Annotated in this window: 10 protein-coding genes; 4 read left to right on the forward strand and 6 right to left on the reverse strand. The window is 39.7% G+C overall.

What is annotated here, in order from left to right; genetic code table 11:
• The 4 genes from JWR87_RS02650 to JWR87_RS02665 form a co-directional block, all read left to right on the forward strand.
• Positions 1-554, forward strand: a 554-nt coding sequence (locus tag JWR87_RS02650) for an SAM-dependent methyltransferase (protein ID WP_297815246.1), incomplete at its 5' end; no start/stop codon positions are given.
• A 221-nt stretch (positions 555-775) separates the two neighbouring features.
• A complete protein-coding gene (locus JWR87_RS02655) occupies positions 776-2,575 on the forward strand; it encodes a DUF4836 family protein (RefSeq protein WP_297815248.1) in 1,800 nt (599 codons plus the stop codon).
• A gap of 240 nt (positions 2,576-2,815) precedes the next feature.
• Entirely contained in the window at positions 2,816-3,463 is a 648-nt protein-coding gene (locus JWR87_RS02660) for an ATP-binding cassette domain-containing protein (protein ID WP_297815250.1), read from the forward strand.
• A gap of 14 nt (positions 3,464-3,477) precedes the next feature.
• Positions 3,478-4,662: an FtsX-like permease family protein gene (locus JWR87_RS02665; protein WP_297815252.1), complete on the forward strand. Its 1,185-nt coding sequence runs from the start codon at positions 3,478-3,480 to the stop codon at positions 4,660-4,662.
• A 56-nt stretch (positions 4,663-4,718) separates the two neighbouring features.
• Here the strand turns inward: JWR87_RS02665 and ricT are convergent, their stop codons facing one another.
• From ricT to radA, 6 genes are all read right to left on the reverse strand, one after another.
• Positions 4,719-6,248: a regulatory iron-sulfur-containing complex subunit RicT gene (gene ricT / locus JWR87_RS02670; protein WP_297815254.1), complete on the reverse strand. Its 1,530-nt coding sequence runs from the start codon at positions 6,246-6,248 to the stop codon at positions 4,719-4,721.
• A 456-nt stretch (positions 6,249-6,704) separates the two neighbouring features.
• On the reverse strand, positions 6,705-7,997 hold the full coding sequence (locus tag JWR87_RS02675) for a DNA polymerase III subunit delta' (protein ID WP_297815257.1): 1,293 nt from the start codon (positions 7,995-7,997) through the stop codon (positions 6,705-6,707).
• Positions 7,998-8,432: 435 nt separating this feature from the next.
• Entirely contained in the window at positions 8,433-8,990 is a 558-nt protein-coding gene (locus JWR87_RS02680; RefSeq protein WP_297815260.1) for a glutathione peroxidase, read from the reverse strand.
• A 65-nt stretch (positions 8,991-9,055) separates the two neighbouring features.
• Positions 9,056-10,453 carry a choice-of-anchor Q domain-containing protein gene (locus JWR87_RS02685; protein ID WP_297815262.1) on the reverse strand — a complete coding sequence of 466 codons (1,398 nt, stop codon included), beginning with the start codon at positions 10,451-10,453 and terminating at the stop codon, positions 9,056-9,058.
• Positions 10,454-10,477: 24 nt separating this feature from the next.
• Entirely contained in the window at positions 10,478-11,173 is a 696-nt protein-coding gene (locus JWR87_RS02690) for a phosphoribosyltransferase family protein (protein ID WP_297815266.1), read from the reverse strand.
• Positions 11,174-11,212: 39 nt separating this feature from the next.
• Positions 11,213-12,586, reverse strand: a complete 1,374-nt coding sequence (gene radA / locus JWR87_RS02695; protein ID WP_297815270.1) for a DNA repair protein RadA — start codon at positions 12,584-12,586, stop codon at positions 11,213-11,215.
• Between the last annotated feature and the right edge of the window lie 502 nt (positions 12,587-13,088).

A 13,088-nucleotide genomic window follows, 5' to 3' on the forward strand; every position in this document is an offset into this window, starting at 1 on the left:
TAATAGAGTATGCGAGGTCGCATGGTCGGGTTGTGAGGTTGAAAGGTGGAGACCCCTTTGTATTTGGCCGCGCTATGGAAGAAATTGAAGCGGCACGTGAAGCCGGTATAGAGGTGGAAGTTATTCCAGGCATTTCCAGTGTGCTTGCTGTACCAGCGTCTCAAATGATACCGTTAACCTGTCGTGGTATAAATGAAAGCTTTTGGGTTACTACGGGCACTACTCAATCAGGAGAAATTTCCGGGGATATAAAGCTGGCAGCTCAATCAAGCGCTACAGTTATTATATTAATGGCTATGAGCAAGCTTGAAGCAATTATGGAAATTTTTGCAGAACATGGCAAAAGCGAGACACCTGTAGCTATTATACAGGACGGCACAACTGATAAAGAAAAAATGGTTATTGGTAAGGTAAAAGATGTTTTCTATCGGGCACAATATGAAGGACTGTCTAACCCTGCAATTATAATGATCGGAGAAGTTGTTAGGCTTCATCCATCGTTTTGTAAGGAGTATATTGCTGCAAACGTAGATCTTGCTGCCATGAAAAGATAGCGTACAAGGGTGTGACACAACCATGTTGATCACTGCAAAAAGTTGGCTACAAAACTTTGATACACATCTTTTAAATCTTCTTCGGACCAAAAGGGCTAACCCAAAATTCCTCTATAAAGGTAGCTGTCTATCTACATTTCCCGTCTATCATTAATAAGGGTCAAAACTTCCTAAATCCTTTTCAACCGATTATCTTCGTCAGACTAAAACTATAGACGCTTATGAAATCGATTCGCTTGTGCATGCTGTTGCTGCTTTCGGTAGTCTTTATTACTTCTTGTAAAAAACCAGTTCCTCCACAGACAAAGTATATTCCTAAAAATGCTGTGTTTGTTGCAACCATCAACACGAAATCTTTGCAGGCTAAGCTGATGAAGAACCAGGCTACAATTGAAAACATTATAAGATCGATAAGTGGCAGCGACACTACAATTAATAAAGGCAAGCAGGAGTGGGAGGACATTAAGGCGTCGGGAGTTGACATGGATGAGAATTTTTATGTGGCTATGGTAAATAAAGGTGGAGGAATGACGGGTGGTTCGGGTACGGCCGTTACAACTGTTATCGGTGCATTGAAAGATGCAGGTAAACTGGAAGCATACATTAAAAAGAAAGACCCCGCAAGTGAAGTACGAAAAGAAAAAGATTACAGCTATGCTGCTATTCATGGCAACAATATGGTAGCGTGGGGCAAAGACGTAGTGATAATGATGTCGTATCAAAAGTCTTTCTCTGCTTCGAATATGCAGTATGACAGTACTACAGGCTCTTATAATTTAGGCACTTCGCCTAATGCAACAAATGATATGAAGGCTGAGATTGCTTTTAATTTTAACCTTAAAGAAGATCAATCTGTTGCTTCCATTCCTGAGTTCAGGGATCTGATGCAGGAAAAGTCCGACGCTAGCATGTGGGTGAACTCCAGTGCTTCAATGGAGAATTTGCCTATTCCGCTGCCAAAGGTAAAAGAGTTGTTTTCAAGCAGTTTTACAGCAGCTAACGTAAATTTCGAAGATGGTAAAATAACCATGAGTTCTAAATCGTACTATAGTGCTGCATTTAGAGACATTCTAAAAAAATATTCTGGTTCAACCGCCGATCTAACCCTGGTTGAAAACTATCCTTCAGATAATATAAATGCATTTGGAATTTTTTCGTTCAATCCCGAGCTGATAAACGAACTGGTGAAATACCTGGAAGTAGGCGGGATGGTAGATTCTTACCTCACAAAAATGATGGGGAGCAACTATACTTTAAAGGAAGCTTTAAAAGCTATTAAAGGCGATTTTGCGGTGGTAGTTTCTGACATGGCAACAAAGACGGCCGCTGATAGTATGAGGGGTATGGGGGCCGGTACACTTCCTGATCTTAAATTAATTGTAAACATACCTGTCGGGGATAAAGTACAAATGAGCAGGCTTATGGACAAGCTTGTAGAAATGCAAATGCTGGTGAAAACAAACAACCAATACAGGCTTACACCAACTATGCAGCAGATAGGTTACCAGGTCATAGTAGACGACAAAAACCTTTTTATAGCTTCTGATGAAAATGTACTGAACCAATACAAGGCAAAGTCGAAGAAGGCGAATTTGAACAAAGCTGTAATGAGTGACTTTAAGAATAAGTCAGGAGTGGCTTATGTAAACATCGAAAGTATTTTAAAGGGAGTAAACACTTCAGGTAACGCCCAGGCAAATGCTGTTCTTCCAAAAGCCAGGGAAACTTTTAAAGACATGGAGATGTATACTGAAAACTTTAATGGCAAATTTGTGGAAGGGCATGGAGAACTTCGTTTTAAAAACGAAAAAGAAAACAGCCTTACTTCTTTGTTAAGCTTTATAGAAACAGCAAGTAAAAATATAAAGAGGGGGCCTGCAATGGTTGATAACGACAATGTTCAAATAGATACTGTTTTTGCACCCGGAACCGGACGCCGAATAGAAGAAGGGGGCGATGTACAGATAGACACAGCTACAGAATTGGCTCCATCTAATGCCACACCTGCGAAAAGAAAATAAACAGATCTTATAATTATTGTAAAAAGGTTGCTAATAACAAGGCAGCCTTTTTTCTTTAGTGTATGTTGTTATTTTTAATGCAACTGAGTAATTCTTTTGTATAAGCAGTGCACTTAAATGCAACTTTGGTTGTGTCACTCCCTTGTACCACATCTTTTTATAGCAACAGAGCTCGCGTTTTTTTAAATGCGGAATTAACATGCAACCTCAGTAGATAAAATAAAATACAGTAACAGGAAAATGCAAATACAATTACAACAAGTGGTTCCGGTGCCATTAAAAGAAAAGTTTAGTCAACGACGGTCCGACATCTGGAATACCAATATTACTTTCGATGCAGGAGACTGGATTAAGATAGTTGCCCCAAGCGGAACCGGAAAAACCACTCTTTTAAATATACTTTACAAAGTGCGCCATGACTACGAAGGCGAGGTGCAATGGGATAACCGCGACTTGAAGAATATATCAGGAGATCATCTTGCAAAACTAAGGCAGCAACACGTGAGCGTCATATTCCAGGATTTACGGTTATTTGAAAACCTGACAGCACGCGAAAACATAGAGCTAAACAGGGTTTTGCAACAACCATTTTATGAAGCAGCAATGATTGATGAAATGGCAGGGTTATTAGGAATTACACATATCCTAAATCAACGAGCCGGAGTATGTAGTTATGGAGAGCAGCAGAGAATAGCTATTATACGCGCACTGGTACAGCCTTTTGAATGGTTGATAATGGATGAACCTTTTAGTCACTTAGATATTGCAAACACACGAAAGGCAGCAGACCTAATAGCAATGGAATGCAAAAAAAGAAAAGCTGGTTTTGTGCTTACTGACCTTGACGAAGACTCTCTTTTTCCTTACACACAAGTCTTTAGCTTATAACCTTTACACTGGAAATGCTACATCAACTATTAAAAAAAATCATCCGAACAGGTGTTGGAAAGGGGCGGTTTGTCATGGCCGGCATAGGGCTAACAATTGCTATGCTCCTTATTTTATCTGCCGTACAAATACAGGTTAACTACAACGAATTACTGTACGCAAAAAGCAACCAGGATAGCATTGCAAATTTCCTGGTGGTCGCTAAAGTCATTAATGGAAATAACCGTGAAAATGTATTAAGCGTAGAAGAAGTTGAAAAGCTGAAACGACAACCTTTTATTGAAAAAGTCGGATTACTTACAGCAAGCCGCTTTAAAGTTTCGGCCCAAAGCCCTAGTGATCGGTTTCCTTTTTACACCGACATGTTTTTCGAAAGTGTTCCAGACGAGTTTATCGACGTAAAAAGCAACGATTGGAAATGGGAGCCCGGTTCAACTACAATACCGCTCATCATTCCAAACCAGTTTCTGGACTTATATAATTTTGGTTTTGCTCCCTCCCAAAACCTGATGCAACTGACCCAAAGCATGGTTATGGCTTTGCCTATAGTTTTAAATGTTTCTTATCAAGGTCAGCCTGTTAGGTTCACAGGTAAAGTGGTTGGCTTCAGCGACCGCATTTCTTCTGTATTGGTTCCTCAAAATTTTTTAGCCCTGGCTAACAAACAATTTGGAACGCAGGGAGATGTGAGGCCTTCAAGAGTTGTTATAAGAACAAATGACCCGGGAAACCCCGAACTGGTTAAATATTTAAAAGCGAACGACCTGGTAACCGACGCAGATAAAACAAGATTTAGTCAATATCGAAGAATTGTAAATACCGTAGTAAACGCATCGTGGCTTACAGGTGCCGTAATGCTATTGTTTGCGTTGCTGGTATTTTCACTGTTTATTCAGCTAACCATTGCTTCTACTAAAAATGAAATTAATTTATTGGTCACCATTGGTGCTTCCCCTACACAACTGCAGCGTTTTCTTATGAAGCAGTTTCTTCCGGCCAACACGGTTATTACATTAGCCTGCCTTTTGGTAATAGCTATCCTTCAATATGTTTTACAAGCGTTTTTATCAAAGCAGAATATGTATGTCAGTAGCTGGATTGACTGGTATACAGTAGTTGCGGCGGCCCTTATACTTGTTGTTTTGTGGCTGGTAAATTACACTACCATTAAGAAGTACATAAAAGAGACGGAGAAGTAGAAAGAGGCAAAGAAATTAAAAAAAAAGAGCCTGGCGTTTGCCAGGCTCTTTTTTATTTAATCAGCCACAGGTGGTGGCGTTGGTCCTTTTTGAGGGGGTCTTGGCTGCTGCGGCCTTTGTTGTTGTTTCGGCTGCTGCGGCTGCGGCTCTCCCTGCTTTTGCTGAGGCGGCCGCTGTGGCCTCTGCTGTTGAGGCGGCCTGTTTTGTTGCGCTCCTGCCTGTTGGTTTGGTCCTCTTTGCTGTTGAGGTTTCCCTTGAGGAGGAGCTCCGGCTGGTTTACCTGCATTTCTTTGTTGATTAGGATTTTGTCCCGGCCTTTGTGGTCCTCCCTGTTGAGTAGGATTGTTTCTTTGAGGGTTTTGTTGCGGAGGACGGTTCTGGTTTTGCTGCGCATTCCCTTGTTGCTGCGCTTCGTTAGGTCTTCCAGGTCCTTGCCTGTCATTGCCCCTGGCATCTCTGCCTTGTTCCTTATCCTTGCGACGACGACTGTTTCTTTCAAGGCTTCGAAGACTAATTTGACCAACCACATCTACAAACTCAGGTTCTACTTCTTTAGGCTTCGAACTTACAATTTCAACTGGTTCCAGTTCATCAGGTTTTAATCCCTGTGCATTCAGTTTCTGAATTTCTTTCACCCTGGCAATTGTAAGCGGATAATGCTTATTACTATCGGGCAAGGTGTACCACATCAGGTTTTTGAAAATGTCTTTTTTTACAAGATATGCAGGAGCACGGGTAATATGTATTACGTCAGCATTATCAGGAAAATGTTGCAAAGCATCAAGGTAAGTATCCAGCTCATAATTCAAACAACATTTCAAACGACCGCATTGACCGCTCAACTTTGTTTGATTAATGGATAAATTTTGATACCGGGCTGCAGTTGTATTTACGCTTTTAAAGTCTGTCAGCCAGGTAGAACAACACAATTCACGTCCGCAACTGGAGATGCCTCCAATTTTTCCCGCTTCCTGCCTGGCCCCAATCTGGCGCATTTCTACTTTTACTTTAAACTCTCCGGCATATAGTCTTATAAGTTCTCTAAAGTCAACACGGTCATCAGCAGTATAGTAAAAAGTAGCTTTTTTGCCATCGGCCTGTATTTCTACTTCTGCCAGTTTCATGTCAAGGTTAAGAGTTCTTGCCATTGCCCTGCTACGCACCAGCGCCTCTTTTTCACGTACCTTATTCTCCTGCCACTTGGCAATGTCTGTTTCTGTACTTCTGCGTAAAATCTTTTTAATCTCCGGGCTAAATTCATCCACGCCCTTTTTCTTCATCTGTACTCTTACCAGTTCTCCACTAAGGCTCACCTCACCTACATCAAAACCGCTTACACCTTCTACAGTTACCAGTTCACTTTTTTCAAAGTATTGCAGGGTAGCATTTCTATAAAATTCTTTTCGACTACCCTGATTAAAACTGATTTCAACTATTTTACAAGTACTTTCCGGGTCACTAAATGGAAGGTTCATTAACCAGTCATGAACATTCATTCTATTACAGCCGCCTGTGCTGCACCCGCCATTACTTTTACAACCGCCTGGTTTTCCACCTTTTGCCGTTCCGCAACTATCACATCCCATATCTCTAATTCGTAAAAAGATTAATAAATAAATTCATGGAAAACTGAAGAGAGAGAGATTTGTTTTGAAGCCAACATAATGTATTTATGCAGCTATTGTTGCGTCGCACACTTGTACTGAAGTAGGTTATGTCCGCTTTTTTCGCGTAATGCTAAAAAAGCCTGGATTTATCTTTCCTTATTTTATTTATTCAGATAAAACTGAACTAAAAACACTTTATAAAACCAAAAATTAAAAAATATAAACCCATTTCCTTCATCGAAAGTGCCCGCTCACATATTCTCTCAACTTCCGCCACATATAATCTTTAAATAACTATATATGACTTCTCCGACTCAAAAATAATGAATTTAAAAGAATAAAAAGTCACAAAGGTTGCAACAGTATTGATAATCAGGGTTATCCTTGTGCTATAACGTCGGCTGTTAAGTATCTTGGTATAAACCCACACCCTGGTCACGCTGCGCTTACAACCACTTTGTCGCGTATGATATGTAGCATTTTTATTGTCAGGGCATGAAACAGCATTTTGCCGTTGGCGTTTCTTTCAATGTAATATGAAGCATTATCAAGTTCGGTTAATATTGCTTGCTGCTGCGTTACACTTGCAACCTTATTTAGTCGTTGCGCAAAATCTTTTTCATGCTCAGACAGCGAAAGGTTTGCAGGACCTAAGATGCGTAACCGTACACATTGCTCAAGTAAGTGATTATAATACCTGAGAAACTGCTTTTGCTTTTCACGTCCAAGTTTCGAAACTTCGTCAACCCATTTTACCTGGGCTACTTGGTTTTCTTTCAGCGTTGCATTCATCCATTCGCGAAGTAAACTCAGCCAGTCTTCTTCTGAGTGTTGCAAAAGTTGTAATGCCTCGTGGTAATTTCCCTGTGCTATGCCTGCAATTAACCGGGCCTGGTCTAGTGGAGTTTGATTTCTATCTATTAAAGCCTGTTCAACTTCCGAGTCCTCTAAAAGCGGAACTTTTACCAATTGCGTTCTTGATAGTATGGTTTGTAGTATTTGTTCTTCACTTTCTGCTACCAGCACAAAAAGTGTATTAGCCGGCGGCTCTTCAATCAGTTTTAAAAGTTTGTTTCCTTCTTTGCCGAGGTACTCCGGCAACCACATCAATAGAATTTTGTATTCGCTCTCAAAGCTTTTCAGGCTTAATTGCCGAATTATATCATGACATTCTTCTGCGGTAATATTTCCCTGCTTGTTTTCTGCACCAATGAATTGCAACCAATCGTAGGCATTACCATAAGGGCTTTGCTTTACAAACTCTCTCCATTCTGCTATAAAATCGGTCGATTTAGGTTTATCGCCACCTTTCTTTGATATTACCGGGTAAGAGAAATGAATATCAGGATGTACCATCTGCTTCGCCTTGTTACATGCTGAACATTCGCCGCATGCATCAAATAATAATGGTTTAGCTATTTCTACAGGCTCGTCAAACCCAAACAAGGAAGGGCCACTCTGTGCAGCGCCGGCTTTACCATTCACTTTTTCACAAACGACATATTGTGCAAAAGCCAGGGCTAATGGTAGTGCGCCGCTGCCCTGTTTTCCCAAAAACAACAAGGCGTGGCTTAACCGGTTGGTCTGCACCATTTCCGCCAGGTGGTGCTTTACGTTGTCTTGTCCTATAACATCCTTAAAAAGCATAGCAGCGAAGTTATCAGTTGCAAACTTATTAAAATTCAAAAAAGTTTTAGTAGCTGATACAACACTTTCTGCCTTAGTCATCCAAATTATAGATACAAAACACTCCGCAGCCACTGAAAATAGTTGCAACCCAAAACCCCGGAAAAAAGTACAATGTATTTGCGGTATCAAGTAAATGATCGTTTCCAGAAGCAACTGAAGTTGGTCAACACGTGAACTTTCAAATGACCTCTAATGATGCTACCCATAACGATTGTATGTTATGCTCGTTGTTTGATAATGCGCGCAAAAAATAACATTTGGGTAAGGTAGTTAGCTCTGGAAAATAAGAAAAGCCTTTAGCAGATTGGAAACTAGTTGCAGAAAGATACAGAGATGAACGGAGCGTCGCAATCAATGCCCAATAAAGAGAGGGAGTTGAAGAACAACAGACTAAAAGGTTATTTGGTAGCTAGGTACATATCGCGAACACAAGTTTCAAGGTATAAAAAAAGGCCTCTTTCGAAGCCTTTTCATTTATTTCAAATACTTTAAAATTTCTTCTGATTGCGGTGTTACCTTACTATCAAACGAAGCAAGCAGTTTTCCGTTTTCATCCAGAAGGAATTTTGTAAAGTTCCATTTTACTTTCGCATCTAAAACGCCATTTTGTTCTTTCGTTGTTAGCCATTTAAATAAAGGGTGTGTGTTATCACCAACAACTTCAACTTTACTGGCTAACGGGAATGTTACGCCAAATCTAACTTTGCAAAATTCCTTAATTTCTTCATCTGATCCAGGTTCTTGGCCGCCAAAATTATTTGCCGGAAAACCTACAACTACCAATTTATCTTTATGTTCTTTATACAGTTTTTCGAGGCCTTCGTATTGAGGGGTATAGCCACATTTACTAGCTGTATTAACTACTAATATTTTTTTCCCCTTATATTTTTTAAAATTTATAGTACCGCCTTCGATAGAAGGAACTTTAAATTGATGTATTGTTTTGGAGGATGCTTTGTCTTTCAATTTTCCTTTAGGTATAGCAGCAGTACAGGCAATTAATACGACTGCAAAAAGAAGAAAATATTTCATTTTAAAGGTTTAAGTGATTAGAACAAATGATATGCAATAAAGTTTAATTAAGCGAACAACTTTAGTTAATATTCAAAACAGCCTATATCTGGTTTTGTATCCCGTAATTTTCCATCGAGGTCAACCGTGACTCCAGTTGCTGTTAATCCGCTATTAACTGCCCTTGAAGCAGGCTGGAGACGAAAATTGAAAATTCTTCGGCCAATATCAATGCTATCAAAAAGAGGCGGCTGATTCTTTAAGGGGTTTACAAAATAACTATCAACATCGTTTACCTTATTCTTATACAAGACATTTTCAAATCTTATTTTAAATTCATTAGCCGTTGGCGTACCCTTCTTATCTATCACGACTTCATTTTCGGCAATTCCGCCTTCTCCGTAAAAGATACAATTAGTAAAACGGGCATCTAGCAAAGGGCCGAGTTGGTTTTGATAACCGTTACTAACATAGAGAACAGGATTTTTGTGAGCAATGAAGAGGTTGCCATAAGTTGCAACAGTACAATGGGTGAAGGAATAAATACCCCCGCCAGCTATGGATATATTGTTTCCGCAATTGCTGATTAAACAATTTGTTGCTTTGATACTGCTTGCTACACTAATGATACCTGCATCATAAACGTTATCAATGATGCATTGATTTAAAGTAATCTTGGGGATTGTGCTGATGCCAAGCAACGAAATTATACCCTGGTAAGCATTTGTGATTACCGTGTAATTAAGAATATTGTTGTGACTGGTTTCGGTGAAAAAAAGGCCCGGCCATGCGGCAGGAAGAGCACGATAATCAGGATCTAAACGATCGCCGCTAAAAGTAACCCTTGCATTTTCGGCTGCCTCGCCATTAACTTTCAGCGTACCGTTTACTATAAAAGGTGCATTTGTGTGCGAATAAACTTTACAACCCTTTTCGATAGTTAATGTAATGTTGCTGTCAACAGCTATACCTTCAAGGATGACAAAAGGTAGATCGTTTTTCCAGGTACTGTCTTTTGTGATACGCCTGTTTCTGAAAAAATTTGCGTTCTGACCATAGGCCTGTAACTGGATGTACCCGGTATTGCCATTATAATTTACTTGTACACTATCGCTCACAATAAAAGGCAGACTAGCTGTATTTGGGTTGATAGAAACAGACACAAAAACGTAGATACTGTCATTAGGCTGAAGTTCGATATTAGTGAAGCCAACGCCAGGGGTACCATCAACATTTATTTTGAAAGCAGAACTTGTACCGCCCATTAGCTTTACTTCTGATAGCCTCAACTTCTGGTCGTTAAGGTTAAAAATTTTAAATGATTGGGTAACCGAACCCGTTGTGGTAAACACGGTATCAAAATGTAAAGTATCAGACGAAAAGCTAACCGAAGCATCGGGGCTACTGATAAAAGAAGTTTTATTGCAGAAGATAGAGACAGATATAAATAGAAAAATAGCAACAGCTTTAACCAGGCGTTTCATTCTTTCAAAAGTAAATTAAAAGCCTTAAATGGTATAAGCTAAAGTTGCTATACTGATTTTAGCGCCGGAAACTTTCAATATTTCTGCTCCGCATGCTTCGAGAGATGCACCAGTTGTAACTACATCATCTACCAGTAAAACATGTTTGTCTTGTATGATAGAAGGTTCCGCAACTGCAAACACCCCGTCCATGTTTTCCCACCGGGAGATTCTTCCCTTATGGGTTTGAGTCTCGGTGTTTACATTTCTTATCACAGCGTTAGCTACAACGGGCTTATTCCAGATAGAGCCTATACCCTCTGATAAAACCTCTGCTTGATTGTAGCCTCTTTTTTTAAATCGTTGGGCATTTAGGGGAAGCGGAATAATTATGTCAATATCATTGAAACGGCTATTTGCCAAAAGGTGTCCAAGACGCTCGCCCATCTCAAATCCTATTAATTTATTTCCCTTGTATTTTAACTCGTAGATCACCGCTTCTATCAAAGAGTGTTTGGTAAAGAAATAACCAGAAGCTGCATTGACTACGTTTAGTCTACCATAAAAATTCTTTTCAACAGGGTTACCAGGTTGGTTAAAAAAGTGGGTAGATGGAAGTTGAGAAATACAATACAAACAAAGCTGACGATCTATATCAATTATATCTGAACCACAGCCGGCACAGACGTGGGGATAAAAAAGGTGAATAAAATCTGCCAAGGCAGAACGCATGGTTGACATGACAGCACAATACTTTTAATTAAAAGTATTGTGCGTTAATTAAAAAAACAACTGGTATACTTCCTGCACCTGGCCTACTGGCACTATTTGTATGCCCGTTTTTTCTTTATCAAATCCTTTTTTGTTGTATTTGGAAACAACGATTTTTTCAAAACCTAGTTTTTCTGCTTCGGCTATTCTCTGTTCAATTCTGTTGACTGCACGAATTTCGCCATTTAAGCCTACTTCACCTGCGAAGCAAACTTTTTGTGGAAGAGGAACGTCCTCGAAACTGCTAAGCAGGGCACAAATGACAGATAAATCAATAGAAGGATCTTCCACCTTTAAACCGCCTGCGATATTTATAAACACATCTTTTACTCCAAAGTGAAAGCCCCCCCGTTTTTCAAGTACGGCCAATAATAACTGAAGTCGTCTTAAATCAAAACCGCTAACTGTTCTTTGAGGTGTTCCATAAACGCTTTGTGTCACAAGGGCCTGCACTTCTATCAATAGTGGACGCATACCCTCTAAAGTTGCAGCAATGGCGCTTCCACTTAATTGTTCTTCTTTTTGTGTAATTAAAATTTCGGAAGGGTTGCTTACACTTCGCATACCCTCTCCTGTCATTTCATAAATTCCAAGTTCGGCTGTACTTCCAAACCTGTTTTTTATAGTTCGTAGGATTCGGTATGCATAATGTCGATCACCTTCAAATTGCAAGACTGTATCTACCATATGCTCAAGTATTTTAGGTCCAGCTATAGTTCCGTCTTTTGTAATGTGGCCAATTAAAAATACCGGGGTGTTTGTTTCTTTGGCAAATCTTTGAAACTCTGCAGCACATTCCCTTATCTGCGATACGCTGCCTGGCGAGGACTCTATAAAGTTTGAATGCAGAGTCTGGATAGAGTCGATAATAACTAGTTGAGGTCTCAGTTTCTTTATCTCCTTAAAAAGTACATCGGTCGCTGTTTCCGTCAGCAGGTAGAAATCCTGGTTTGAAGCCTTCAACCTGTCGGCACGCATTTTAATTTGCTGCTCGCTTTCCTCACCACTTATGTACAAGGTGCTAACTCCCTGTAAGTGCAGGCCGACCTGTAAGAACAAAGTGCTTTTTCCGATACCCGGTTCACCCGCGACTAATACAATACTTCCAGCTACAATACCGCCACCCAATACCCGGTTAAGCTCGCTATCGGTAGTTAAAATACGGTCTTCCTCTGTAGCGCTTACTTTATTTAATAAAATTGTTTTTGAGTTACGCTTATCTGCATTGTAATCTTTCCAACCATTATCGTTCTTTTCCTGCCCCTTTGTTATTACCTCTTCCACAAAGGTATTCCACGAATTGCATGACGGGCATTTTCCCAACCACTTGGCGCTTTCGTAACCACAATTACTACAGAAATATGCAGTCTTAAGTTTAGTCATTTAGTAAAGGTAATTTGAAGCGAGACGCTTTGAGAAAAAGAGATGTGAAGACGGAAAATAATGGGACAGAATCGAAAAAGGGTCAGCAAGAATGCTAACCCCGTTACTTACTAACCCATTAAATTCTGACACTAAATTACAAATATGCCCCACATTTCAAAAATAATTTTTATCCCTGTGAATAACTTTTATGCTCCTTATTGACCAAAAAGAAGGTAAACAGAAGGAGTAAACAAGGTTATTTAAGAAATTATGGGACAATTTGTCTTTTTAAAATATTAATCAAGACTTTCTGTCGCTTTAAATTACTTTTCAAACCTTCAGAACCACCTTCTGTCATTTGGAAGGCAATTTGTACAAGTATTAAAAAAGATCAATAAAAGATGTCATCAATATTTTTAATATCACTGATTTTTGTTGGAATAAGTTTTCTGGTTTCTTCTGCTTTAAAAAGCAAGTTTGCCACTTATAGCCATATTGCTTTAAGAAACCGGATGTCGGG

This window comes from Segetibacter sp. (assembly GCF_025963695.1).
Lineage (GTDB): Bacteria > Bacteroidota > Bacteroidia > Chitinophagales > Chitinophagaceae > Segetibacter.